The 24,254-nt window shown below is 73.4% G+C and carries 27 protein-coding genes and 1 tRNA gene; 20 read left to right on the top strand and 8 right to left on the bottom strand.

Features of this window, described 5'->3' with window-relative positions; all coding sequences use genetic code 11:
* Nucleotides 1–75 precede the first annotated feature (75 nt).
* The 4 genes from ACFWJO_RS32505 (at nt 76) to ACFWJO_RS32490 (ending at nt 4,028) form a co-directional block, all read left to right on the top strand.
* Entirely contained in the window at nt 76–1,275 is a 1,200-nt protein-coding gene (locus ACFWJO_RS32505) for a winged helix DNA-binding domain-containing protein (RefSeq protein ID WP_386870989.1), read from the top strand.
* Nucleotides 1,276–1,460: 185 nt separating this feature from the next.
* Nucleotides 1,461–2,240 (top strand): ATP-grasp domain-containing protein, encoded by a 780-nt coding sequence (locus tag ACFWJO_RS32500; RefSeq protein WP_386871016.1) that lies wholly within the window; start codon nt 1,461–1,463, stop codon nt 2,238–2,240.
* A gap of 94 nt (nt 2,241–2,334) precedes the next feature.
* On the top strand, nt 2,335–2,781 hold the full coding sequence (locus tag ACFWJO_RS32495; RefSeq protein WP_386870987.1) for a YciI family protein: 447 nt from the start codon (nt 2,335–2,337) through the stop codon (nt 2,779–2,781).
* Nucleotides 2,778–4,028 (top strand): RNA polymerase sigma factor, encoded by a 1,251-nt coding sequence (locus ACFWJO_RS32490; protein WP_386870985.1) that lies wholly within the window; start codon nt 2,778–2,780, stop codon nt 4,026–4,028. The genes ACFWJO_RS32495 and ACFWJO_RS32490 overlap by 4 nt, the downstream gene beginning before the upstream one ends.
* A 76-nt stretch (nt 4,029–4,104) precedes the next feature.
* On the opposite strand, the gene ACFWJO_RS32485 is transcribed toward ACFWJO_RS32490, so the two are convergent.
* Entirely contained in the window at nt 4,105–4,701 is a 597-nt protein-coding gene (locus tag ACFWJO_RS32485; protein ID WP_386870983.1) for a rhodanese-like domain-containing protein, read from the bottom strand.
* Nucleotides 4,702–4,782: 81 nt separating this feature from the next.
* On the opposite strand from ACFWJO_RS32485, the gene ACFWJO_RS32480 reads away from it, so the two are divergent.
* On the top strand, nt 4,783–5,070 hold the full coding sequence (locus ACFWJO_RS32480) for a metal-sensitive transcriptional regulator (protein ID WP_384407421.1): 288 nt from the start codon (nt 4,783–4,785) through the stop codon (nt 5,068–5,070).
* A 49-nt stretch (nt 5,071–5,119) separates the two neighbouring features.
* On the opposite strand, the gene ACFWJO_RS32475 is transcribed toward ACFWJO_RS32480, so the two are convergent.
* From ACFWJO_RS32475 to wrbA, 3 genes are all read right to left on the bottom strand, one after another.
* Nucleotides 5,120–5,884 carry a sulfite exporter TauE/SafE family protein gene (locus ACFWJO_RS32475; RefSeq protein ID WP_386870981.1) on the bottom strand — a complete coding sequence of 255 codons (765 nt, stop codon included), beginning with the start codon at nt 5,882–5,884 and terminating at the stop codon, nt 5,120–5,122.
* Nucleotides 5,881–7,269 (bottom strand): rhodanese-like domain-containing protein, encoded by a 1,389-nt coding sequence (locus tag ACFWJO_RS32470; RefSeq protein ID WP_386870979.1) that lies wholly within the window; start codon nt 7,267–7,269, stop codon nt 5,881–5,883. Before ACFWJO_RS32470 ends, ACFWJO_RS32475 begins: the two co-directional genes overlap by 4 nt.
* Before the next feature lie 194 nt (nt 7,270–7,463).
* Nucleotides 7,464–8,075 carry an NAD(P)H:quinone oxidoreductase gene (gene wrbA / locus ACFWJO_RS32465; RefSeq protein ID WP_386870977.1) on the bottom strand — a complete coding sequence of 204 codons (612 nt, stop codon included), beginning with the start codon at nt 8,073–8,075 and terminating at the stop codon, nt 7,464–7,466.
* 155 nt (nt 8,076–8,230) lie between these two features.
* Between wrbA and ACFWJO_RS32460 the strand changes: the two genes are divergently transcribed.
* From ACFWJO_RS32460 to ACFWJO_RS32430, 7 genes are all read left to right on the top strand, one after another.
* Complete coding sequence (locus tag ACFWJO_RS32460) at nt 8,231–9,013, top strand: TetR/AcrR family transcriptional regulator (protein ID WP_386870975.1); 783 nt, start codon at nt 8,231–8,233, stop codon at nt 9,011–9,013.
* 145 nt (nt 9,014–9,158) lie between these two features.
* The gene (locus ACFWJO_RS32455) at nt 9,159–9,377 is read left to right on the top strand and encodes a type II toxin-antitoxin system VapB family antitoxin (protein WP_386870973.1); all 219 of its coding nucleotides are present in this window, start codon (nt 9,159–9,161) and stop codon (nt 9,375–9,377) included.
* A 1-nt stretch (nt 9,378) separates the two neighbouring features.
* The gene (locus ACFWJO_RS32450) at nt 9,379–9,801 is read left to right on the top strand and encodes a PIN domain-containing protein (protein WP_386870971.1); all 423 of its coding nucleotides are present in this window, start codon (nt 9,379–9,381) and stop codon (nt 9,799–9,801) included.
* 59 nt (nt 9,802–9,860) lie between these two features.
* Nucleotides 9,861–10,448, top strand: coding sequence for an RBBP9/YdeN family alpha/beta hydrolase (locus ACFWJO_RS32445; protein ID WP_386870969.1), 588 nt, complete (start codon nt 9,861–9,863; stop codon nt 10,446–10,448).
* Nucleotides 10,449–10,458: 10 nt separating this feature from the next.
* On the top strand, nt 10,459–11,406 hold the full coding sequence (gene pip / locus ACFWJO_RS32440; protein ID WP_386870967.1) for a prolyl aminopeptidase: 948 nt from the start codon (nt 10,459–10,461) through the stop codon (nt 11,404–11,406).
* 149 nt (nt 11,407–11,555) lie between these two features.
* Nucleotides 11,556–12,227 carry an HhH-GPD-type base excision DNA repair protein gene (locus tag ACFWJO_RS32435; protein WP_386871014.1) on the top strand — a complete coding sequence of 224 codons (672 nt, stop codon included), beginning with the start codon at nt 11,556–11,558 and terminating at the stop codon, nt 12,225–12,227.
* A gap of 114 nt (nt 12,228–12,341) precedes the next feature.
* Nucleotides 12,342–13,895, top strand: coding sequence for a M28 family metallopeptidase (locus ACFWJO_RS32430; protein ID WP_386870966.1), 1,554 nt, complete (start codon nt 12,342–12,344; stop codon nt 13,893–13,895).
* A gap of 70 nt (nt 13,896–13,965) precedes the next feature.
* On the opposite strand, the gene ACFWJO_RS32425 is transcribed toward ACFWJO_RS32430, so the two are convergent.
* A complete protein-coding gene (locus ACFWJO_RS32425) occupies nt 13,966–15,519 on the bottom strand; it encodes a helicase HerA-like domain-containing protein (protein ID WP_386870964.1) in 1,554 nt (517 codons plus the stop codon).
* 95 nt (nt 15,520–15,614) lie between these two features.
* Between ACFWJO_RS32425 and ACFWJO_RS32420 the strand changes: the two genes are divergently transcribed.
* The gene (locus ACFWJO_RS32420) at nt 15,615–15,911 is read left to right on the top strand and encodes a type II toxin-antitoxin system VapB family antitoxin (RefSeq protein ID WP_003999914.1); all 297 of its coding nucleotides are present in this window, start codon (nt 15,615–15,617) and stop codon (nt 15,909–15,911) included.
* Nucleotides 15,912–16,125: 214 nt separating this feature from the next.
* Nucleotides 16,126–16,755, top strand: coding sequence for a LytR C-terminal domain-containing protein (locus ACFWJO_RS32415; RefSeq protein ID WP_386870961.1), 630 nt, complete (start codon nt 16,126–16,128; stop codon nt 16,753–16,755).
* A gap of 40 nt (nt 16,756–16,795) precedes the next feature.
* On the opposite strand, the gene upp is transcribed toward ACFWJO_RS32415, so the two are convergent.
* Nucleotides 16,796–17,431 (bottom strand): uracil phosphoribosyltransferase, encoded by a 636-nt coding sequence (gene upp, locus ACFWJO_RS32410; RefSeq protein WP_386870959.1) that lies wholly within the window; start codon nt 17,429–17,431, stop codon nt 16,796–16,798.
* Nucleotides 17,432–17,518: 87 nt separating this feature from the next.
* Here upp and ACFWJO_RS32405 point away from each other — a divergent pair, with 87 nt between their 5' ends.
* From ACFWJO_RS32405 to ACFWJO_RS32390, 4 genes are all read left to right on the top strand, one after another.
* Entirely contained in the window at nt 17,519–17,722 is a 204-nt protein-coding gene (locus ACFWJO_RS32405) for a hypothetical protein (RefSeq protein WP_386870957.1), read from the top strand.
* 283 nt (nt 17,723–18,005) lie between these two features.
* Nucleotides 18,006–18,536: a hypothetical protein gene (locus ACFWJO_RS32400; protein ID WP_384407446.1), complete on the top strand. Its 531-nt coding sequence runs from the start codon at nt 18,006–18,008 to the stop codon at nt 18,534–18,536.
* A gap of 68 nt (nt 18,537–18,604) precedes the next feature.
* The gene (tadA, locus tag ACFWJO_RS32395) at nt 18,605–19,033 is read left to right on the top strand and encodes a tRNA adenosine(34) deaminase TadA (RefSeq protein ID WP_386871012.1); all 429 of its coding nucleotides are present in this window, start codon (nt 18,605–18,607) and stop codon (nt 19,031–19,033) included.
* 66 nt (nt 19,034–19,099) lie between these two features.
* A tRNA-Ser gene (locus ACFWJO_RS32390) sits at nt 19,100–19,187 on the top strand.
* Nucleotides 19,188–19,239: 52 nt separating this feature from the next.
* Here ACFWJO_RS32390 and ACFWJO_RS32385 read toward each other — a convergent pair.
* Together ACFWJO_RS32385 and ACFWJO_RS32380 are read right to left on the bottom strand one after the other, a co-directional pair.
* Nucleotides 19,240–20,514 carry a WD40 repeat domain-containing protein gene (locus tag ACFWJO_RS32385; protein WP_386871010.1) on the bottom strand — a complete coding sequence of 425 codons (1,275 nt, stop codon included), beginning with the start codon at nt 20,512–20,514 and terminating at the stop codon, nt 19,240–19,242.
* A complete protein-coding gene (locus ACFWJO_RS32380) occupies nt 20,408–23,068 on the bottom strand; it encodes a hypothetical protein (RefSeq protein WP_386870955.1) in 2,661 nt (886 codons plus the stop codon). The genes ACFWJO_RS32385 and ACFWJO_RS32380 overlap by 107 nt, the downstream gene beginning before the upstream one ends.
* A 508-nt stretch (nt 23,069–23,576) precedes the next feature.
* Here ACFWJO_RS32380 and ACFWJO_RS32375 point away from each other — a divergent pair.
* Together ACFWJO_RS32375 and ACFWJO_RS32370 are read left to right on the top strand one after the other, a co-directional pair.
* Nucleotides 23,577–23,741: a hypothetical protein gene (locus ACFWJO_RS32375; RefSeq protein WP_164986384.1), complete on the top strand. Its 165-nt coding sequence runs from the start codon at nt 23,577–23,579 to the stop codon at nt 23,739–23,741.
* 29 nt (nt 23,742–23,770) lie between these two features.
* A complete protein-coding gene (locus ACFWJO_RS32370) occupies nt 23,771–24,064 on the top strand; it encodes a Dabb family protein (RefSeq protein ID WP_384407450.1) in 294 nt (97 codons plus the stop codon).
* Nucleotides 24,065–24,254 lie beyond the last annotated feature (190 nt).

Raw genomic sequence — 24,254 nt, 5'->3', positions numbered from 1 at the left:
GCATGGGTGAGAGGACGCGTAGGTGAGAGGACGCGTAGGTGAGACGGCGCATGAGCGAAACGCATGGTGAAACGCATGGCTGACGCGCGGACGCACACGAGAACCATCGGCCCCGAGGAGCGCAGGGCGCGGCTCGCGCTGCGGCACCGGCTCGGCGCGGGCGTGCGGGCGGCCACGGCGGAACAGGTGGCCGGTTCGCTGGTGGCGCTGCACGCGACGGACGCGGCGACGGTGTTCCTGGCGGCGGGCGCGCGGCTGACCGCGGACCGGGACCCCGTCGCCGAGGTCGAGCGGGCGCTGTACGAGGAGCGGACGCTGACCCGGATGCACGGCATGCGGCACACCCTGTTCGTGGTGCCCTCCGCGCTCGCTGCCGTCGTCCACTCCTCCACCACGGACGCCGTCTCCGCCCGCGAACGCACCATGCTGATCAAGCACTTGGTGGCGGGCAGCGACCACGACGAGGCCTGGCTCGCGGAGACCGAGCGCCGGGTGCTCGCCGAGCTGGCGGCGCGCGGCGAGGCGACGGGCGCCGAACTCGGCACCGCCGTACCGAGGCTGCGGGAGAAGTACGTGTACGGGGTGGGCACCAACCAGGAAGGGCCGCAGCCGGTCGGCAGCCGGGTGCTGCGCGTCCTCGGCATGGAGGGCCGGATCGCCCGGGGCCGGCCGCAGGGCGGCTGGACGTCGAGCCGGTTCCGCTGGGCGGCGGTGCCGCCGCACGCGCAGGTCGCGCGGGACGGCGCGCAGGCGGAGCTCGTACGGCACTGGCTGGCCGCCTACGGTCCGGCGACCGAGGCCGACCTGAAATGGTGGACCGGCTGGAAGGTGTCGGACGTGCGCCGCGCCCTGGCGGCGGTGGGCGCGGTGCCGGTGGCACTCGCGGAGGGCGTGGGCCACGTGCTGCCGGACGACCTCGACCCCGTACGGCCGGAGGAGGCCGGCGAGCCGTGGGCGGCGCTCCTCCCGGCCCTGGACCCGACGGCGATGGGGTGGCAGTCCCGCGACTGGTACCTGGAGCCGGAGCTCCGCCCCGCCCTCTTCGACCGCAGCGGCAACATCGGGCCGACGGTGTGGTGGAACGGCCGGATCGTCGGCGGCTGGGCGCAGCGGCCGAACGGCGAGATCGTGTGGCGGCGCCTCACGGACGGCGACGGGGACGTGGACGACTTCCTGATCGCGGAGGAGGCCGGGCGCCTGACCGACTGGGTCGGCGACACGCGGATCACGCCCCGCTTCCGCACCCCGCTGGAGAAGGAGCTGTCGGCCTCGTGACGCGCACGACCGGCGGGACCGACACGAGCCGCACGAGCGGCGCGAACCATGAAACCGGCATACGGCCGAGCGTTGCCCAACCAAGCGTTGCCCGACCGAGCGCCGCCCGACCCAGCGCCGCCCGACCGAGCGTCGTCCGACCGAGCGACGTCCGACCGAGCGTTGCCCGGCCGGGCGACGTCTTGTTGCTGTCCGCGGCGCACACCTCCACCGCAGCCCTCCTCGCCGGGGTCGCCGACCGCCGCGGCATGACGTCCCGGGTGTTGAACGGCCCGCCGGAGAGCGTGGTGCGCCCGGGCGAGGCCGTCCACTGGCACGGCGGGCCGCGGCTCGCCGACCGGGTCGCGGAGCCGCTGGGGCTCGGGCTCCTGGAGCCTTCGGACGGCTGGCCGGCGGCACTGCCGCCGGAGTTCACCCGGCGGCGGATCACGCTGGAGACCTTCTCCTCGGTGTACCGGGAGGTGTCCCGGCCGGTGTTCCTGAAGCCGCCGTCGGACAAGTCCTTCCCGCCGGCGGTGTACGCGGACGGCGCGGCCGGCTTCGAGGAGGTCCGGGCCAGTGTGTCGCCGCACACCCCGGTCCTGGTGTCGGACCCGGTGACGTTCTCGGCCGAGTACCGGCTCTTCGTGCTCGACGGGCAGGTGGTCACGGGCAGCCGGTACGCCGTGTACGGCCGCCTCGAACCGGGCCCGCTCGCGCCGGACGCCCGGCGCTTCGGCGAGGAACTGCTCGCGGCGGTGGGCGACACGCTGCCGAGCGGGGTGGTGGTGGACGTGGGCCTGCTCGAAGGCAGCCCGACGCATCCGGACGGCTGGGCGGTGGTGGAGGCGAACATGGCGTGGTTCGCCCACTGCTACGCCGCGGATCCGGGCGCCGTCCTCGATGTGGTCCTGCGGGCGGCGGGCCCGCTCGGGCGGGTCGCCGAGCGGGACCGTTCGTACCTTCGGGCGCGTCCGAACCGGTGACCTCCGGCGAGGTGTCGAGAAACGCGGCCCTGCTCCGACGTCCCCTGTAGAAGGCCCCGCCCGGGGGCCGTGGGCACGGAACATGGAGGACGTCATGAAGTACCTGGTGATGGTGCAGGGCGCGCAGGCCGACTACGACGCCATGAACGGCAAGGCCTCGGACCACAGCCCGGCGTGGAGCGAGCAGGAACTCAGGGCGATGTTCTCGTACATGAACAACATCAACGACGATCTCGCGGAGACCGGCGAGTTCATCGACGGCCAGGGGCTCGTCGAGCCCGCCAGGACCCGGTTCGTGACCGCCGACGCCGAGGGGCGGCCGGTCGTCACCGACGGGCCGTACGGGGAGACGAAGGAGGTGCTGGCCGGGTACTGGGTGCTCGACTGCGCCAGCCTGGAGCGGGTCACGGAGATCGCGGCGCGGGTCGCGCAGTGCCCGCAGCCGGCCGGGGCGCCGGTCTACCCCGTGGTGATCCGCCCGATCGACGAGGCCGGCGGCGGCGACCTGGGCTCGGGCGAGCTCGCGGGAGGCGGGGTGTGAGCTCCGCGTACGCCGTCGAGGACCTGCTGCGCCGGCACGCGCCGCAGGTCCTCGGCGCGCTCGTGCGCCGGTACGGGCACTTCGACGACGCCGAGGAGGCCGTTCAGGAGGCGCTGATCGCCGCCGCCGAGCAGTGGCCGCGGGACGGCGTGCCGGCCAATCCGCGCGGCTGGCTGATCCGGGTGGCGTCGCGGCGGCTGACGGACGCGCTGCGGGCGGAGGCGGCGCGGGCCCGCCGGGAGGAGCGGGCGGTACGGCTCGAACCGCGCGAGGTACGGGCCGCGCCGGCCGAGGACGACACGCTGACGCTGCTCTTCCTGTGCTGCGACCCGGTGCTGCCGCCGGCGGGCCGGATCGCGCTGACGCTGCGCGCGGTGGGCGGCCTGACGACGGCGGAGATCGCCCGCGCGTTCATGGTGCCGGAGGCGACGGTCGCGCAGCGGATCAGCCGCGCGAAGGCGAAGCTCCGCGCGGCCGGCTCGGACCACCCCTTCCCCCCACCGGCCGACCACCCTCCCGGCTTCCGTCCTCCCGGCCCGGAGGACCGCGACGCCCGGCTCGCCTCCGTCCTCCAGGTCCTCTACCTGATCTTCAACGAGGGCTACACCGCCAGTTCCGGGCCCGCGCTCCACCGCGCCGAGCTGGCCCGCGAGGCGATCCGGCTGACCCGGGCGGCCCGCCGGCTGCTACCGCGCGAGGGCGCGGTGACGGGTCTGCTCGCGCTCATGCTACTGACGGAGGCCCGCAGCGCGGCCCGTACGGGACCGGACGGCGAGCTGGTCCCGCTCGACCGGCAGGACCGCACGCTCTGGGACCGGGCGGCGATCGCCGAGGGCACCGCGCTGGTGGAGGAGGCCCTGACGGAGGGCCCGCCCGGCCCGTACCAGCTCCAGGCGGCGATCGCTGCCCTCCACGACGAGGCCTCGGGCCCGGACACCACCGACTGGCCCCAGATCCTCGCCCTCTACGACGTCCTCCTGACGAAGACCCAGGACCCGATGGCGGAGCTGGGCCGCGTCGTCGCCGTCGCGATGACCGAGGGCCCGGAGGCGGGCCTGGCCGCCCTGGCGGCCCTGGAACCCCGCTTCCCCGACTCCCACCGCCTCCCCGCCGTCCGCGCCCACCTCCTCGAACGCACCGGCGCCCGCAAGGCCGCCGCCGACGCCTACCGCACCGCCGCCCGCACGACCCGCAGCCTCCCGGAACGCCGCTACCTCCAGACCCGCGCGGCGGCCCTCGATCCGTGACGCCGAACCCTCATGTGACGGCAGTCCGCGACGGCAGTCCGTGACGGTGTTCCGTAACCGTGCTCCGTGACCGTGGTCAGCCCTGCCGGAGGCGGGCCAGCGTCGCGTTCAGGGTGGATTCCTCGTCCGGCGTGCACGCAGGGGTGCGGTTGTACGGGAGGCGGGCGAGGGCGGCGGCCATGCCGCAGGTGTTGGTGAGGGCCGAGAAGACGAGGCCGGCGGCGACCGCGGCGGCGAGGAGCTGGAAAGCGGGGTGGACGAGGAGGGCGAGGAGCAGGCCGAGGAGGACGAGGGAGCCGGCGGCGAGGCGGACCTGGCGGTCCATCGCCCAGGGCGGGCGGGCCGGGGCGCCGGCCTGGCGGTCGAGGGCGTGGCCGCGGGCCGCCCAGGCGCTGGTGCCGCCGGCCAGGTCGAGCGCCGGGACGCCCTGGGCGGCGAGCCGCTCGCAGGCGGTGCGGGAGCGGTTGCCCGACTGGCACACGAGGAGGAGCTCGCCGCGGGCCGCCGCCTCCTTGAGCGCGGGCACGGCCCGGTCCAGGCGGTCGAGGGGCACGTTGAGGGCGCCGGGCAGGTGGCCGCCCGCGTACTCGGCGGGGCTGCGGACGTCGACGACGGTGAGTTCGTCCAGGCGGGCGAGGGTCTGGGCGGCGTCGAGAGAGGCGGGTGCGGTCATGGCAGGTGTCATCCTTGGTCTTCGACGGGACCCCACGACGGGGAGTAAATTACCCCCTGGGGTATCTGCTGAGGAGTGGTTGTGGAACTGGATCTCGCGGGCGCCGAGCTGAAGGCCGTGCTGAACCGGCTGCGCCGGGCCCAGGGGCAGATCTCCGGCGTCATCCGGATGATCGAGGAGGGCCGCGACTGCGAGGAGGTCGTGACCCAGCTGGCCGCCGCTTCCCGCGCCCTCGACCGGGCCGGGTTCGCGATCATCGCGACCGGTCTCCAGCAGTGCCTCACGGATGTGGAGAACGGGCGCAAGAGCGGCGAGGACACGGAGCAGATGCGGGCCCGGCTCGAGAAGCTCTTCCTCTCGCTGGCCTGATCCCCTCCGACCCCAGGGTCGCCGCCCTCCGCCCCCGGGGCCGCCGCCCTCAGACCGCCAGGTCGGCCAGCATCGCCGCCGCGGTCCCGAGCAGGACGAAACCGAAGGCCCGGCGCAGGGTGTCCGCCGGGACGCGGGAGGCCAGGCGGCGGCCGTCCCAGGCGGCGAGGACCGCGGCTCCCGCGAACGGGGCGACGACCGCCCAGTCCACCGGTACGGCGCTTCCCGCGGCGCCGGCGCGGGCCAGCAGCGCGACCAGCGCGTTGACGGCGACGACCAGCAGGCCGGTCCCGACCGCCGGGCGCATCCGCAGCCCGACGACCTGGACGAGCGCCGGCACGGTCAGGAACCCGCCGCCCACGCCGAGCACCCCGGTCACGGCACCCAGCCCGGCCCCGGCGCCCGCGACCGCGGGACCCGAGCGCCGTACCCGCCGCTCGCCCTCCCCCGCCGGGGCCCGGCGGACCATCCGTACCGCGGCGACCGCCGCCACCACCGCGAACCCGAGGGTGAGCAGCGGTTCCGGCAGCCGGGCCGAGAGCAGCCCGCCCGCCGCGGCCGGCAGGACACCGGCCGCGGCGAACAGCGCTCCCGTGCGCCACCGCACCTGGCCGTCACGGGCATGCCCGTACAGCGCGGTCGCGGACGTGCCCAGCACGATCAGCAGGCTCGCCGTCGCGGCGGCGGCCGGGGTGAGGCCGAGCACATAGACCAGCGCGGGCACGGCGAGCACACTGCCGCCGCCACCGAGCGCGCCCAGCGCGAGCCCGACCACCGCCCCGGCCCCGGCGGCGAGGGCGAGGACGAGGGTCATCGGCCGCTGACCGGCGCGTTCGCGAAGGAGTCGTCGACGGCGACGACCTCGTGGCCGGCCGCGGCGAGCAGGGACGCGGCGACGGACGCGCGCAGACCGCCCGCGCAGTGCACCCAGACCGGCACGCCGGACGGTATCTCCCGCATGCGGGAACGCAGTTCGTGCAGCGGGATGTGCCGGGAGCCCTCGACGTGACCGGCCGAGGCCCGTTCGGAGGCGCGTCGCACGTCCAGCAGCACGGCCTCGCCCGGCGGTTCGGAGGCGAGGTCCGCGAAGACCGCGCGGCGGAAGCCCGCCGGCCGCTCGCCCTTCCGTACCCACTCCTCCGGCGTGCCGGTCGCCGCCGCGGCCGGCCGGTCGATGCCGACCCGGACCAGTTCGCGCTGGGCCCTGGCCAGTCGCTCGGGCGAGTCGGCGAGCAGGGTGACGGGCCTGCCCCAGGGAATCAGCCAGGCGAGGAGCACGGCGAGCTGCCCGCCGGGCCCTTCGCCGGCCTCGATGTTGTACGAACCGGCCACGTGGCCCTCCGCGAAGGCGACCCGGCTGCGCAGGTCGACCACCCACTCGCCGGCCGCGAGGCGCGCGGCGATCTCGTCCGCGTCCGCGACGGCGGGCGGCGTGAGGTCGACGGGCGCGGGGCCCTCGGAGTTGAGCGGGCCCATGTGGGCGTAGTAGGCGGGGATGTCGTCGAGGCCGGCGAGCAGGTCGGCGACGAAGGTGTCGACGTCCTTGGCGAAGGCCTCGTTGACGGCCGCCTGCTCCCCGATCGTGGTCGCGCCGCCCGGGCCGCCCGAACCGCCCGCTCCGTTCCCGGCCTTCGCGGCGGCGCACATGCTGCCGAAGCCGTGGGTGGGAAGGACGGTGGTGGCGTCGGGCAGTTCGGCGGCGAGCCGGTGCGCGGAGGCGTGCTGGGCGCGCGCCAGGGAGGCGGTGAGCCGGGGCTCGACCAGGTCGGGGCGCCCGACGGTGCCGATGAGCAGCGAGCCGCCGGTGAAGACGGCGACCGGTTCGCCGCCCTCCTCCAGGACGTACGCGGTGTGGTGCGGCGTGTGGCCGGGCGTGGCGACGGCCCGCAGGACGAGGCCCTCGTCGACGGCGAGGGTGTCGCCGTCGGCCACGGGCAGCCGCTCGTACGAGACGGGCGCGTCGGCCGGCACGACGTACACGGCGCCGGTGATCCTGGCGAGCTCGTGGCCGCCGCTCACGTAGTCGTTGTGCACGTGCGTCTCGACGACGTGGGAGATCCGCACTCCGCGCAGTGCGGCGGCGGCGATCACCCGGTCGATGTCGCGCGGCGGGTCGACGACGACGGCGGTCGCGGGGCCGCCCGCGAGGTAGCTGCGGTTGCCGAGGCCCGGCACTTCGACGGTGTCCACGAAGAACACGCCCGTACTCCTTCCAGGAACACCCGAGGCACCTGGGAGCTCCGGGAACTCCAGGAACTCCAGGAACCCCAGGAACCTCGGAAACTTACCCCCCGGGGTATATGGGCGACCCTAACAGAAGTACCCCCGGGGGTATTTTCCCCGGGGGTACTCAGGCGATGGACGGCGGTGGACGCTCGGACGACCCGAAGGCGTCAGTCGACCGCGAGGCCCTTCAGGCGCTTGGCGATCTTCGTCAGGCGCTCACCCTGGTAGCGGGCGGCGGCGAGGACCTTCTCGTCCGGCTCGCCGTTGGCGCCGGGGTGGGCGGTGCCGTACGGGTTGCCACCGGCCGCGTAGACGGACTGGTCGGTGAAGCCGGGCGAGACGATGACCGAACCCCAGTGGTGGAAGGTGTTGTAGAGCGCGAGCAGCGTGGACTCGTTGCCGCCGTGGGTGTTGTACGCGCTGGTGAAGGCGGTGGCGGGCTTGTCGGCCATGACGCCCTGGTTCCACAGGCCGCCGGAGGTGTCGATGAACTGCTTCAGCTGGGCGGCGACGTTGCCGAAGCGGGTCGGCGAGCCGAGCGCGTAGGCGTCCGCCCACTCCAGGTCGTCCAGGGTCGCGACCTCGACGGTCCCGGCGGTGGCGTCGACGTGGGCGCGCCAGGCGGGGTTGGAGTCGATGGCGGCGTCGGGAGCGAGCTCGGGCACCCGGCGGAGCCGCACCTCGGCGCCGGCCTTCTCGGCGCCCTCGGCGACGGCCTGGGCGAGCTGGTGGACGTTCCCCGTGGCCGAGTAGTAGATGACGGCGACCTTGACGGACATGACGAGCCCTCCTGAAGGCGTCCTGTAACCGGATTACTTTCCGCTTCAACGTTGCCCAGGCTAAACGGACAGCTATCCGGTTCGCAAGGGGTACGGGTATGCTCAGGTCAGGGACCGATGCGAGGGGGACGCGCGAGGAAGGCAGGGAGCGACGGATGAGCACGACGAAACGGCAGACCGAGAGCGGCGGACCGACGCCGGCGCCGCCCGCGCCCGAAGCAGCCGAACCCGCTTCCGCCGCGCCCGCCGGGCCCGCCACACCTGCCGGACCTGCCGAATCCGCCGCGCCCACCGCGTCCCCCGCGCCCACCGCTTCCCCCCGGGCCGCCGCGTCGTCGCCGCTGCTCAGCCTCCTGCCGACCGTCGGCGGTCCCGCGCCCGAACGCGCCGACGCCGCCCGCAACCGGCGCAAGATCCTCGACGCCGCCGCCCGGATCGTCGCCGAGCGGGGCCCCGAGGCCGTCACCATGAACCAGGTCGCCCACGCCAGCGGCATCGGCGTCGGCACGGTGTACCGGCGCTTCGGTGACGTCTCGCAGCTGCTGTGGGCGCTGCTCGACGACCGGGAGCGGCAGTTCCAGGAGGCGTACCTGAGCGGCCCGCCGCCGCTCGGCCCGGGCGCGCCCGCCGCGCAGCGGCTCGACGCGTTCCTGGACGCGCTCGTCGACCGGGTGGTCGAGCAGCGCGAGATCCTGCTCGCCGCGCAGACGGCGGCCCCCAGCGCGCGCTACACCAGCGGCGCGTACCTCGCGATGCACACCCACCTCACCCTCCTCGTCTCCCAGACCCGCCCCACCGCCAACGCCCCCCTCCTCGCCCACCTCCTCCTGGCCCCGTTCTCCCCCAGCCTGATGCATCACCTCTCCCAGGAGCAGCGCATCTCGGCCGCGGAACTGAAGGCGGGCATACGGCAGTTGCTGAGCCTGCAGGCGCACTAGTACGGCGCGGACGGCGTAGCCGGTTCCCCACGGGCCGGGCCACATCCGGCGGGCCGAGCAGAGCACCGGATCGTGACTCTCCGTTGCGAATACGTAACATCCGCTACCCTTGTATGGAGCCCATGCTCCGCCCGAGGAGGCCAGGATGACCGCGACACAGATCGATATAGACGACGAGGCTCTCGCCGAGGCGATGCGGCTGTCCGGCGCCCGCACCAAGAAAGAGACCGTCAACCTCGCCCTGCGCGAGTACGCCGAGCGGCGACGGCGCACCGAAGCCCGACTGCGGGTCTTCGAGGAGTCGCAGGAATGGGACGACTCGACCTTCTGGCGCCGGCACGCCGCCGAAAAGGGCGAAGGCTGACGTGCTGCGCTACTTGGTGGACTCCACCGCAGTGTGGCGACTCCAGCGCGACCGGCACCTGAACGAGGCGTGGGCGCACGAGATCGACGAGGGCAACCTCGGATCGTGCCATCCGCAGCGCGTGGAGTTCCGCATGTCGGCTCGCAACCTCGACGAGTACGACGCGATGACCGACGCGTTCCACGCCCTCTTCCCCGACGCGCCCGTCCCGAAAAACGCCTGGCGGTGGATCGAGACCGCGCAGTACCGCCTGGCGCAGCGCGGGCGGCACCAGAGCCTTTCCGTCGTCGACTGGCTCATCTGCGCGACGGCCGCCCACCATGGCCTCGTCGTGCTTCATGACGACAAGGACTTCGCCGCCGCGGCGGACGTCCTGTCCGATCTCTCTGAACGCAACGTGCACAACGTGCCCACGCTGCCTTGAGCGTCCACCCCTTGAAACCACCCTGGCCCGCTTCCGCGCCAGGCTCCAGGATCAGTGTCATGACCACCTATCTGATCCTCCACGGCTTCCAGAACCACCGTCCGCCCGGCCACTGGCAGTACTGGCTCGCCGGGCAGCTGCGCGAGCGGGGGCACGAGGTGCGGTATCCGCAGTTGCCCGAGGCGGACGCGCCCGTACGGGAGGACTGGCTCGCCGCGCTGGAGAAGCACGGCGAACGGCCCGGTGGCGGTTCCGAGTTCGTCGTCGTCGCGCACAGTCTGTCCGTGCTGCTCTGGCTGCGGGCGGTCGCCGCCGGGCGGGCGCCCGAGGCCGACCGGGTGCTGCTCGTCGCGCCGCCCTCGCCGCAGGTCACCGCGTCCATCCCGGAGATCGCCGGCTTCGCCGACGGGCTCGCCCTCGGACCCGACCTGGGCCGGCGCGGTCCGCGGGCGCGGCTCGTGTACGGGGACGGCGACCCGTACTGCCCCGAGGGAGCCGACGTCCACTACGGCGTCCCGCTCGGGCTCGACCTCGACCACGTGCCCGGCGGCGGGCACCTGAACCCCGAGCACGGCGGCTACGGGCCCTGGCCCTCCGTCCTCGAGTGGTGCGAAAACCCGGCGACGCGCCTGACCGGCAACCGGTAGCGTCGGCCGGATGCGCCTGGAGAGATTCCCCGAGATCGCCCCGTACGACGAAGGCATGCTCGACGTCGGCGACGGCAACCACGTCCACTGGTCCGTCGCCGGAAACCCCGACGGCAAGCCCGCGCTCGTCGTCCACGGCGGCCCCGGCTCCGGCTCCTCGCCGCACGCGCGCCGGGTCTTCGACCCGGAGCACTACCGGATCGTCCAGTTCGACCAGCGCGGCTGCGGACGCTCCACCCCACACGCCGGCGACCCGGCCACCGACATGGCCGTGAACACCACCGCCCACCTCGTCGCCGACATGGAGCGGCTGCGCGAGCACCTGGGGATCGACCGCTGGCTGCTGTACGGCGGCTCCTGGGGCTCCACGCTGATCCTGGCCTACGCCGAGACGCACCCCGAGCGGGTCACCGAGATCGTCATCGCGGCCGTGACGACGACCCGCCGTTCCGAGACGGCCTGGCTCTACGAGGGCGTCGGCCGCTTCTTCCCCGAGGCCCACGAGCGCTTCCGGGCCGGAGTGGACGGGGCCCCGGACCTGCTCGGCGCCTACGCGGCCCGGATGGCCCACCCCGACCCTGCCGTACGGGAGAAGGCCGCCGCCGACTGGTGCGCCTGGGAGGACGCCGTCCTCTCCGGCGAGGGCCAGGGCACCCCGTACTCCGACCGGGTCGACACCGCCCAGCTGGCCCTCGTACGGATCTGCTCGCACTACTTCTCGCAGGGCGCGTTCCTGGAGGAGGGCGCCCTGATCAGGGACGCGGGCCGGCTGGCCGGCATTCCCGGCGTCCTCGTGCACGGCCGGTTCGACATGGGCGGGCCGCTCCACACCGCCTGGGAGCTGGTCAAGGCCTGGCCGGACGCCGAGCTCCACGTGGTGGAAGGCGCCGGACACCTGGGCGGCGACGAGACCCGCCGTCTCGTCATGGACGCCCTCGCCCGCTTCGCCAAGCCCTGAGCCGCACAGGCCCGAGCCGCACAGGCCTGACCGCACGGGCCCGACCCCACACCGAGTCGGGCCCGCGCCGAGTCGGCCCCGCGAAAGGGTGCGCACACCGGGCGGGTGGCACGCCTCGGCGGGATGATCGGAACATGGCCGACCGGAACATGCGCCCCGTGATCCACCTCGCCCAGCAGCCCGAAGCCGACGAGCTCCTGGCCCGCTCCCCGCTCGCCGCACTCGTCGGCATGCTGCTCGACCAGCAGGTGCCGATGGAGTGGGCCTTCTCCGGCCCGTACACCATCGCCACCCGCATGGGCCACGACGACCTCGACGCCCACGAGATCGCCGCCCGGGATCCGGAGGCCTTCGCCGCACTGCTCTCCGAGAAACCGGCCGTGCACCGCTACCCGGGCTCCATGGCCAAGCGGATCCAGCAGCTGTGCAGCTTCCTGGTGGACGAGTACGGAGGCGACGCGGAGGCGGTCTGGCGGGACGCGACGAGCGGCGACGAGCTGCTCGCCCGCCTGGAGGCGCTGCCCGGCTTCGGCAAGCAGAAGGCGCAGATCTTCCTGGCCCTGCTCGGCAAGCAGTACGGCGTCGGCCCCGAGGGCTGGCGCGAGGCGGCGGGCCCGTACGGCGAGAAGGACTGCTACCGCTCCGCCGCCGACATCACCGGTCCCGAATCCCTGGCGAAGGTCCGCGCCCACAAGCAGGAGATGAAGGCCGCGGCCAAAGCGGCCAAGGGCGCCGAAGCCGGATCCACCAAAGGCGCGAAAAGCGCCAAAAGCTCGAAGAGCTCCAAAAGCTCCAAAAGCTCCAAAGCCAGTGGGAATTGATAATTCCCCATGTCAATCCTGTTCCACCCGACAGGAATTGCGTGAGATGTGTTCACAGCATCCCCGGCGATCGCTAACTTCCCCTCTACCTCGTCCGTACCGGGAAGGACTTCTGTGAACGCAACCCAGCGCAGAGCAGCCGCCGTTCTGGCCGTCGCCGCGCTCGCCACCCCGCTGATGCTCGCCGCGCCCGCCACCGCCACGCCCGAACCCGGAGCCGCGGAGGCCCGCGACGCCGCCCGGCTCGCGAGGAAGCTGGTCAGCGAGACGACCGCGACGGACGCCTTCAAGCACCTGCAGAAGTTCCAGGCCATAGCCGACTCGGCGGGCGGCAACCGCGCGGCCGGCACCCTCGGTCACGACGCCTCCGCCGCGTACGTCTACAGCCGGCTCAAGAAGGCCGGCTACGACGTCAGGTACCAGAAGTTCGACTTCTGGTACACGCAGACGCTCGCCGAGAGGGCCGCCGTCCTCTCCCCCGCCCCGCGCGACCTGCCGATCCGGGCGATGACCTACTCGAAGTCCACGCCGACGGGCGGCATCAAGGCCGAGCTCGCGGCCGTCCCGGTCGACGCCGACGGCACCACCGGCTGCGAGCCGGGCGACTACGCCGCCGGCGCCTTCACCGGCAAGATCGCGCTCATCAAGCGCGGCGGCTGCGCCTTCGCCGTCAAGCAGCAGCAGGCGGCCGACGCCGGCGCGGTCGGCGCGATCGTCTACAACAACGTCGACGGCGTCCTCTCCGGCACCCTCAGCGACCCGGCCAACGGCCGGATCCCGACCGGCGGCATCACGAAGGCCGAGGGCGAGAAGCTCGTCGCCGACCTCGCCAAGGGCCCGGTGAACCTCGACTTCGAGATCCGCCAGCTCATCGAGAGGCGTTCCACCAACAACGTCCTCGCCGAGACCCGGGGCGGCAACGCCGCCAACACCGTGATGCTCGGCTCCCACCTCGACTCCGTCACCGCCGGCCCCGGCATCAACGACAACGGCTCCGGCTCCGCGGGCCTCCTCCAGACCGCCCTGAAGCTCGCCGGGTCGCAGGACAAGGTCCGCAACAAGATCCGCTTCGCCTGGTGGTCCGCCGAGGAGGTGGGCCTCGTCGGCTCGGACCACTACGTGGCCACCATGAGCTCCCTGGACCGGAAGGAGATCAAGCTCTACCTCAACTTCGACATGATCGCCTCGCCGAACTACGGACTCTTCGTCTACGACGGCGACAACTCCGACGGCGTCGGCGCGGAAGCCGGCCCCGAGGGCTCCGCCCAGCTGGAGCGCGACATCAACGACTTCCTCGACAAGCGCGGCCTGCCGCACGAGGGCACCGACTTCACGGGCCGCTCCGACTACGGGCCGTTCATCGAGGTCGGCATCCCCTCCGGCGGCACCTTCACCGGCGCCGAGGGCATCAAGACCGCCGCGCAGGCGACGAAGTTCGGCGGCGAGGCGGGCGTCGCCTACGACGTGAACTACCACGCCGCTGGTGACGACATCAACAACATCGACATGACCGCGTTCGACGTCAACATCGACGTCATCGCCAACGCCGTCGGCACCTACGCCCACGACCTCAGCTCCCTGAGGAAGCCGGTCCCGTTCGTGCCGACCAACGGCGACGCGGGCAGCGGCGGCGGTCTGCACGAGGACCACCACGAGGTCACCGAGTAGGCACCGCCTGGCGGCGGCCGCCGACCGGTCGGCGCCTGACGGTCAGCGGACGACCGCCACCGCCTGACGGTCAACGCCTCCGGCGGCGTGCCGTGCCGAAGATCGAGCGGCTGATCTCCCGGCCCAGCTGGGTCCCGACCGACCGCGCGAGCGACGTGAACAGGCCGCTTCCCACGACCTGTTCGACGAGCGAGGGCTCCTCCTTCTCCCGAGGGGCCCTCGCTCCTTCCTTCTCCGACGCGGCCCGCTCCGCCGCCGCCTCCGCCGCCTGCTGCTCGGCCGTCAGCTTCTCGTACGCCGACTCGCGGTCCACCGCCTCCGCGTACCGCCCGTACAGCGGCGAACCCTTCACCGCCGCCGCCAGGTCCTCCGCCGGGATCGGGCCCATCAGCGACCGCGGCGCCCGCAGCCGCGTCGCCGCCACCGGGGTCGGGGCGCCCTCCTCGCCGAGGACGGTGACCACCGCCTCGCCCGTGCCGAGCCCGGTCAGCACCTCCTCCAGGTCGTACGCGGAGTTCGGGAAGGTCCGTACGGTCGCCTTCAGCGCCTTCGCGTCGTCCGGCGTGAACGCCCGCAGCGCGTGCTGGACCCGGTTGCCGAGCTGGGCGAGCACGTCGGCCGGCACGTCCTTCGGCGTCTGTGTCACGAAGAAGACCCCGACGCCCTTGGAGCGGATCAACCGCACCGTCTGCGTGACCGACTCCAGGAAGGCCTTCGAGGCCCCGTTGAAGAGCAGGTGCGCCTCGTCGAAGAAGAAGACCAGCTTCGGCCTGTCGAGGTCGCCGACCTCCGGCAGGTCGCCGTACAGGTCGGCGAGCAGCCACATCAGGAAGGTCGAGAACAGCTGCGGCCTGTCCTGCACGGCCGGCAGCTCCAGTACGGACACGACACCGCGCCCGTCCGCCGCCGTCCGCAGGAACTCGCTCGTGTCGAACTCCGGCTCCCCGAAGAACCCGCCCGCGCCCTGCTGTTCCAGGGCCGTGATCGCCCGCAGGATCACCCCGGCCGTCGCCGTCGACAGCCCGCCGATGCCCTTCAGCTCGGGCTTGCCGAGGTCGGAGACGAGGAAGGCGACCACCGCCCGCAGGTCCTTCAGGTCGACGAGTTCGAGGCCCTTGCCGTCGGCGTAGTGGAAGATCAGGCCGAGCGACTGCTCCTGGGTCTGGTTGAGCCGGAGCACCTTCGACAGGAGCACCGGGCCGAAGGCGGTCACCGTGGCCCGGACGGGGATGCCGCCGCCGGCGCCGCCGCCCCCGAGCCCGTAGAACTCGCACGGGAAGCCGCTCGCCGACCAGTCCTGGCCGACCTGTCCGGCCCGCTCCCGCACCTTCTCTCCGTCCCGTCCCGGCGCGGAGATGCCGGAGACGTCGCCCTTGATGTCGGCGAGGAAGACCGGCACGCCGTGGTCGGAGAGCTGCTCGGCGATCAGCTGGAGCGTCTTGGTCTTGCCGGTGCCGGTCGCGCCCGCGACCAGTCCGTGCCGGTTGAGCATCGGCAGCGGGATGCGGACCTGCGCGTCCGGGTGACACGCGCCGTCCCAGAGCAGAGCCCCCAGATCGAGTGCGGCTCCGTCGAAGGCGTACCCGGCGGCGATCTCCGCCCACGGCTGCTCAGTCGCGCTCATCGCAGACCCCTGTCACGTTTTCACCCGGTTTGCCCCAGCATCGCACCGGGCCCGCGTGGCTGCGCCGGGAGCCGCTTGCCCGGTAGGCTTTCCGTGTGATCTTCAAGCGCATCGGAAACGGCCGGCCGTATCCCGACCACGGCCGGGAAAGCACCCGGCAGTGGGCGGACGTGGCACCGCGCCCGGTCCGCCTCGATCAGCTGGTGACCACCAAGGGCCAGCTGGACCTCGAGACGCTGCTCGCCGAGGACTCCACCTTCTACGGCGACCTCTTCGCGCACGTCGTGAAGTGGCAGGGCGACCTCTACCTGGAGGACGGACTGCACCGCGCGGTCCGGGCCGCGCTCCAGCAGCGCCAGGTGCTGCACGCCCGCGTCCTGGAACTGGACTGAGCGACTGCGCCCGCCCGGCCGATGCCCCTCACCGGCCGACGGCACGGCCCCGGCCGATGCCCCTCACCGGCCGACGGCACGGCCCCGGCCGATGCCCCTCACCGGCCGACGGCACGGCCCCGGCTGATCCTTTCGGGGTCTCTTCACGCCCATCCGGACGCGATCACATGATCATCCAGTAGGCATCCCCCACGGGCGGCATTACGCTGCGCTCATGAGCATGCTCACTCCCCCCGGAATGGGCGGAAAATACCGCATCACAGGGGACGTCTACCCGCGCATGCGCCGCCCCCGCCGCCGGCGCAGGATCGTCCTCGGAGCCGCGGCCGCCGTCCTCGTGCTCGGCGCGGCCGGCTGGGGAACGGTGCAGCTGATCGACGTCTTCTCCGGCGGCGAGGAGAAGACCACCACGGCCGCGGGCAAACCGGACTGCAAGCCCGCGCCCAGGCCGAGCACGCAACCCGCCGCGGCCGCGCTGCCCAAGCCCGCCCAGATCACGGTCAACGTCTACAACGCGACCCCGCGCAGCGGGCTCGCCAAGTCGACCGCGGACGAGCTGAAGAAGCGCGGCTTCCTCATCGGCAAGGTCGGGAACGCGCCCGCCGCCTACGACAAGAAGGTCCCGGGCACCGGACTGCTGCTCGGCGCCCCCGGCGCCGCCAAGGGCACCTTCTCCGTCGTCGGCACCCAGCTGAAGGGCGCCACGACAAAGGTCGACGCCCGCACCACGGCGGACGTCGACCTGATCATCGGTACGGCCTTCAAGACGCTCGACCCGAAGGCGGCGGCGGACGCGGCGCTCGTGGCGCTCAACAAGCCGAAGCCGGTACCGGGCCGCTGCTGACGCCCGTGACCGTGGCCACGGGCGGGCGGGCGCGTACGGGTTACTCCGCCGCGCCGTACATGCGGTCGCCCGCGTCGCCGAGGCCCGGCACGATGTAGCCGTTCTCGTTCAGCCGCTCGTCGACCGAGGCCGTCACGACCGTCACCGGCGTGCCCGCCAGCTCGCGCTCCATGACCTCGACGCCCTCCGGGGCGGCGAGCAGCACGACGGCGGTCACGTCGTCCGCACCGCGCTTGATCAGCTCCTGGATCGCCGCCACCAGCGTGCCGCCGGTCGCGAGCATCGGGTCGAGGACGTACACCTGGCGGCCGGACAGGTCCTCCGGCATCCGCGTCGCGTACGTCGACGCCTCCAGCGTCTCCTCGTTGCGGATCATGCCCAGGAAGCCGACCTCGGCGGTGGGCAGCAGCCGCACCATGCCGTCGAGCATGCCCAGACCGGCCCGCAGGATCGGGACCACCAGCGGCCGCGGGTGCGACAGCTTCACGCCGGTCGTCGGCGTGACGGGGGTCTCGATGTCGACCTGCTCGGTGCGCACGTCCCTGGTCGCCTCGTAGGCGAGCAGGGTGACCAGCTCGTCGGCCAGCCGGCGGAAGGTCGGGGAGTCCGTGCGCTTGTCGCGCAGCGTGGTGAGCTTGTGGGCGACCAGCGGGTGATCGACGACGTGGAGACGCATGCCCCAACAGTAGCCGGGACTGGCGTCAACCCACGCCAGCGAGGGAAGGTGGGGACACAGGGACCCAGTCACGGGGTGGTGTGGCCTATGCCCGACCTGGACGGCAAGCCCGGCGCGGACCCTCCCGAGGGGGAGCCCCGCCAGGAGACCGACGCGGAGCGTCGCAGGCGCCGCGCGCAGTTCCTGCGCGAGCTGAACGAGGCCAAGGCGCTGCGCGACCGCGTGCAGCCGCGGCGCGCCCGGGCGGCCCGGATGCGCCAGGCGATGCGGATGCGGACTTTCCGTTGGTGAGAGTCGGTGGGCGCCGGCCGCGCGGACCCGGCCGTGGAGGGCGCTGACCTGCGGGGCTCGGGCCGGTCGTCCGGCCGGTCGTCCGGCCGTGCGGGCCGGCCGTGCGCCCCCTCCGTGCGCCGGGGTCGCGCGCCCGCCCGATCCGGGCGTCGTTCAGACTGATGCACGACGCAAGAGCCGAAGACCTCTCCTGAGGGCGAGGTTTCTGTCACGATGCCGATTGGGCGGGGCATCAGGAGCGTCGCCGCCGGATCATCACACCTCTGATCAGTGGGAGAGTCAGGTGTACTTCGCCGCACTGCTCGCGCGCACCGAAGACGGGTGGGAAGCGAGCGATACAGAGCTCGACAACGTGGAGACGCTGGCGGACCTGGCCGATCTGGCCCGCGAGTCCGCCAGTGACGACGGGGAAACGGTGATCGTCTTCATCGAGCAGGAGGACGCGTGGTTCGGCATCGTCCGCGTCGACGGCGAGGACGACCCCCGGGTCTTCGTCTCGAACGCGGCCGCCGCGGCCCGCTCCTCGTACGGGGAGATCCTCACCTCGGAACTCCTCGGCGACGACGACCAGGACGACCAGCTCGACGAACTGACCGACCTGGACGGCACCGAGGACGGTGAGCCGGAGCACGACGACGAGGACGACGACGCGGTGACCGGTGCCGGCATCGCGCCGGCCGGCCCGCTGGGCGAGACCCGGATCCTGGCCGACCTCGGCCTGCCCGAGAAGCAGCTCCTCGCCATCACCGACGACGCCCTCGGCGAGGTCGCGGACGCGATCGGCGCCTCGGACATCCTGGAGACCGTGCGCTAGTGCCACCCCTCGCGACACCCGGCCCGGTCGCGGGCGCGGACCCCGTACGGGACCCCTGGCGGGACCCGATGCGGCTCGCCCTCGCCGAGGCCGACCTGGCCGCGTCGGCCGGTGACGTACCGGTCGGCGCGGTCGTGCTCTCCCCGGACGGCAGGGTCATCGCCAGCGGCCACAACGAGAGGGAGGCCGCCGGCGACCCGACCGCCCACGCCGAGGTCCTCGCCCTGCGGCGGGCCGCGGCGGCGACCGGCGAGTGGCGGCTGACCGGCTGCACGCTCGTCGTGACCCTGGAGCCCTGCGTGATGTGCGCGGGCGCCCTCGTCCAGGCGCGGGTCGAACGGGTGGTGTTCGGCGCGTGGGACGAGAAGGCGGGCGCCACCGGCTCGCTCTGGGACCTGGTCCGCGACCGCAGGCTCAACCACCGGCCCGAGGTGATCCACGGGGTCCTGGAGGCGGACTGCTCGGCGCAGCTGACCCGCTTTTTCCGCGACCGCTGACCTGCGGAGAGCCTGCCGGGGGATACGGATTTCAGTCCACGGCGCCTTTGGGCTAAGCTCTCTCTCGGTAGCGTGTCCGAGCGGCCGAAGGAGCTCGCCTCGAAAGCGAGTGTGGCGCAAGTCACCGAGGGTTCAAATCCCTCCGCTACCGCCAGAGAACCTCCCCGATCCGCGGAAACGCGGATCGGGGAGGTTTTTTCACGCCCTCAGCCCTGTTCGTCGCAGGGCGGCTCGTACGCCAATCCCGGGACGTACTGGGCCCATTGGGCCGGGGTGATGACGTTGCCCGCGGCCGTGCAGATCCAACGGGCGGCCGCTTCGGGGTCGGTGGACCAGAGACGCACGGGCTGGTCCTCGCCGGCGCCGGCGAGGGTGCGGCCGTCGGGGGCGAAGGCGAGGGCGGTGACCGGGCCGACGCCGGCGGCGAGGGTGCGGCTCAGGACCGTCGCGCGCGCCGGATCGACGAAGCGGATCGTGCCGTCGGCGTTGCCCTCGGCGAGCAGGTGACCGCTCGGGGCGAAGGCGAGGGACTCGACGTCGCTGCTCCCGCTCACCGAGCCCCGGGCCGCGGGCTTCGCCGGATCACCGAGGTCCCAGACGGTGAGGGTGGCGCGATCGGACTTGGCGAGGGCGTGCCCGTCCGGGGCGAGCGCCAGGACCTGCGTGGCCGAGGCGCCGGGATCCACCCCGGTCACCCGCGCCACCGGGGAGGGGTCTCCGGCCATCCAGAGCGAGAAGTCCCCGTCGTCGTGGCCGACACCGACGACGCGCCCGTCGGAGCTGACGGCCAGTGAGCCGACCCTCCCGTCACCCGCTTTCAGGATCCGGTCGGCCGGTGCCGCGCCTGCCGTACCGGCCAGGCGCCACACGTGGATCCCGCGGTCCGCGACCGCGACGGCGGTGCTGCCGTCCGCGCTCACGGCGGGTGGCCGCCCGCCGGACTCCACGGCACGCTCGTCCAGCCGTCGCGGGCTCCCGGGCGCGGTGACGTCCCACAGACCGACCCGCCGGTCACGGGCGTCCCAGGTGCTCACGGCGAGCGTGTGCCCGTCGGTCCCGAAGGCGAGGGCCGCCACCTCGCCCGTACCGATGTCGACGGTGCCGGCGGCCCGGGGGCGCGCCGGGTCCGCCAGGTTCCACAGCCGGACCCTGCCGTCCTCGCCGCCCGTGGCGAGGGTGCGGCCGTCGGGGGCGAAGGCGAGGGCCCGGGCGTCCTTCGCGGCGATGGGAAGGCGGTCGTACGGGAGGTGCCACAGCATGACGGTGCCGCTCTCCGTTCCTCCGGACAGCGTGCGGCCGTCCGGGCTGAAGGCCAGTCCCCGCACGTTGTCCCGGGTGTGGGGGATCGCGGGCAGTCCCACGGGAGCGGCCGGGTCACTGACGTCCCACATCCGCACGGTCCTGGCGTCGTCCGACACGGCGAGGGTCCGCCCGTCCGGGCTGAAGGCGAAGGAGAGGGCCCCGGTGCCGTTCGTCGGCAGGTAGAGGGGGTGTCGCACGGGGTGGGCGGGGTCCGCAAGGCCCCACAGCCAGATCCGTGTGCCGCTGGAGAGGGCGAGGGTCCTCCCGTCCGGGCCGTAGACCACGCGGTGCCGGCTGTCCGGTGCGTTCGGCGGCTCGAGCTTCGCGGGCGGCCGGTTCGGGTGGGCGAGGTCCCAGATCCGTACGGTGTTGCCCTCGGTCGTACCGGCGAGCGTGCGGCCGTCCGGGCCGAACGCGTACGGGACGCCGTTCGAGCCGGTGGGGGCCGTGGGCAGCAGCACGGGGCGGGTCGGATCGGCGAGGTCCCACTGCAGCATCCGGTCCCCCGGCCACCCGCTGCCCACGAGGGTGCGGCCGTCGGCGGCGAAGGCCACGGTTCGGCCACCGTCGCCCCGGGGGTCCCAGTGGCAGGTCGACGGGGACGGGGCGGGCCGGGTCGGAGACGTTCCACAGCCCGGCCTTCTTGTTGTAGCGGTTGACGACCAAGGTGCGGCCGTCCGGGCTGAAGGCCATCCCGAGCGGGACCCCGGCCTCCAGCGGCTTCCCGAGCTCCTTGGGCCGGGCCGGATCGGCGACGTCCCACAGCCGGACGACCCCGGCCGTGTCCACGACGGCGAGCACCCGCCCGTCCGGGCGGTACGCCGTCCCGGAGACGAGGAGCCGGGAGGCGAGCAGGGGCCGCGGCAGGATCGCGTTCCCGTCCGCCAGCAGGTTCAGCGTCGTCTCGCTGCGCGGCGCCAGGCGGTGGGCCACCAGGTTGAGCTGGGCCGCGAGGGCCGGGTCCGCGCCGCGGAGGCGGTCCGCCTGGGCGACGATGCGGGCGGCGAGGGCCGCGCGCTGCTCGGCGCGGGCCGTGTCGCGCTGGCGTACGGCGGCCACGGCCGCCACCGAGGCGATCAGCACGAGCGCGGCCAGGACCGCCCCGAGCCGGCGCCGGTTCCGTACGGCACGCCGGCGCCGCCGTACCGAGGCGTCGAGGAACGCCCGCCGCAACGGGTCGTCCTCGGCCGGATCGGCGGGGCGCGGCGCCGCCGCGAGGGCCCGGTCGAGCCGCTTGCCCTCGTAGACGTCGGTGGCCTCGCGCCCGCCGGCGTGCCAGGCGCGGGCGGCAGCGTCGAGGTCCTGGAGGACGAGGTTGCGGGGCCGGTCGTCGTTGATCCAGGCGTGGAGCCGGGGCCAGGCGGTGAGCAGGGCCTCGTGGGTGAGGCAGACGGTGTCCCGTTCCTGGACGAGGAGCCGCCGCGAGGTGAAGGCGGCGAGCACGGCCTCGGCGGCTTCCCGTTCCTGCTCGGGGATGCCGGAGAGGAGCTGGTCGCGCCGGATCCTGCGGCGGCTGTCGGCGCTGTCCTCGCCGATCGCGACGAGGCCGAGGAAGAGCCGGCGCGCGGTGCGCCGGGCCGCGGGGTCGAGGCGTTCGTGGACGGTTTCGGCGGTGTTGCCGAGGGCGTGGGCGACGCCACCGGTTCCGGTGTAGCCGGCGGCGGTGAGGAGCCGTCCCTGCCGGTTCTGCCAGGTGGCGCGCAGGGCGTGGGCGAGCAGCGGCAGGGCGCCGGGCTCGACGAGACCGCGGGTGGCACCGAAGTCGGCGACGAGGAGTTCGACGAGGCCCGGTTCGAGCCGGAGGCCGGCGGCCCGGGCGGGCAGCCGGATCGCGTCGAGGAGTTCGTCGCGGGTGAGCGGGGCGAGGAGGAGCTGGCCGTTCTGGACGGCGGTGCGCAGCCAGGGCAGCTCGGCGCAGCGGGCGTAGAAGTCGGCGCGCAGGGCGAGCACGACCACGGCGAGCGGGGCGGTGCCGTCACCGGGGTCGGCGAGCCGGGCGAGGAGGTCGACGAAGGCCTGCCGCTCGGTGGGGTCGTCGCAGAGGGTGAACAGCTCTTCCGCCTGGTCGACGACGAGGAGGATCCGGCCGCCGCCTCCGCTGCGGCCGGTCTTCCGCCGTAATCGCTCGGCGAGCCGCGCCCACGCTCCACCCGGCTCTTCTCGGAAGCCGGGCTCGGCCGCGGAGGAGGGCGCCGCCACGTTCTCCGGCTCCGGGAGGCCCGCGAGCCGGGCCAGGCGGGCGGTGAGCTCGTACGACGGGCGGGCGGTGGGAGTGAGCAGCAGCCGGGGCCACTCGCGTGAGCCGGGCACCGGCACCCGGCCCCGGTCGAGGTCCTGCCACAGGCCGGCCTGGAGCAGGGAGGTCTTGCCGGCACCGGAGGGCGCGACGACGACGAGGGGCGTACGGGCGGCGTGGCAGTCCGCGATCCGCTCGCCGAGCTCGGTGCGGAGCCGGGCGCGGCCGAAGTACTGGTCGGCCTGCTCGGCGGTGAAGGCCGCGAGGCCGGGGTAGGGGCAGTCGTCGCCGGTGGCCGGGCCCACGGTGTGGTGCAGCTCGGTGCCGTCGGGGTCCTGGAGGTAGAGGTGGAGGTCGCCCTGCTCGGCGACGTACATGTCGCGCCCGGACGCGTACGAACGCGCGGGCTCACCGCCCCCTCCGTAGCCGGGTCCGTCGTCCTCGTGGCCGGGTCCGTCGTCCTCGTAGCCGGGTCCGTCGTCTTCGGGAGTGCTCACCGCTCGCCCCCTCGGGAACGCCTGTGACGCCTGGGAAGGGTGGTCAGCCTAGCCCTCGGCCGTACGTACAGCCATGCCCATGCCAAGGCCCATGCCCATACCCATACCCATACCCCTGCACTGCCACTGCGCCTGCCGCTGCCGCTGCCGCTGCCGCTGCGACTGCCGCTGCGGCTACCCACGCCACCGCCGGGCTTCGTTCGTCCTGCTTTGGACGGGGGGAGCGGCATCGGGGGGACAAGCCGCTCCCCCCGATGAGACCCGGCCCGCAAGTCCTGCGCCGCAGTCAGGGGGGAAGCTCGCGGCGCGGACCCCGCAGTGTGGGCCGGTTCCATGCCCCGCGGATTCCTGCCAGATCCGCCGGGCTCGACATCCATCCTGCTCGTCCGTCACCCTTCCGGGGGGCGGCAAAAGGCCCCGATCCCCGGGCCCTTGGTCCATAAAGACTCGGTTAGGCTTACGCGGCCGGAGAGGCGCGGGCGGGGCTCGACCAGGGGAGGGCGGACGAATGGCGCAGGCGAAGAAGATCGCGCTCTACGCGGTCGTGGTCTTTGTGCTGTACACGATCATCACATCCCCGGCCAGGGCGGCGGACCTGGTCCAGGTAGGGTTCGAGGGCATATCGAGCGCCGCTCAAGGCGTCGGCCAGTTCATGACCGAGCTCGTCAACTAAGACGGCTCCGGACTACCGGGAGTACCGCCGTGATCCGCCATCTGGTCCTCTTCAAGCTCAACGACGGCGTGCAGCGCGACGAGCCGCGCGTGACCGCGGGCGTCGAGGCCTTCCGTGCCCTCGGTTCGCAGATCCCGGAGCTGAAGTTCTGGGAGTGCGACTGGAACATCACCGACCGGCCGATCGCGTACGACTTCGCCATCAACTCCGCCGTCGAGGACAAGGACGCGCTCCAGCGCTACCTGGACCACCCGGCGCATCAGGCGGGCGTCGCCCAGTGGCGCGAGTTCGCCACGTGGGTGATCGCCGACTACGAGTTCTGAGACCGGTCGAAGGCCGGGCGGAGGCCGATCGAAGGCCGGTCTGAGACCATCCGCAGGTCATTCGGAGGCCGTTCGGAGACCACCCCGGCTCCACCGCGACACGACGCACTTTCCCTTGGGCCCCTCGCCGTTCGACGGCGAGGGGCCGAGGTTTTTACCCTCCCAACGCGCCCTCAACACGTGGTTATCC

The sequence above is a fragment of the Streptomyces sp. NPDC127092 genome, from assembly GCF_042722475.1.
Taxonomy (GTDB): Bacteria; Actinomycetota; Actinomycetes; order Streptomycetales; family Streptomycetaceae; genus Streptomyces.
The sequence above is the reverse complement of the archived record's forward strand: the minus strand, read 5'-3'. Positions and strand labels throughout refer to the sequence as shown.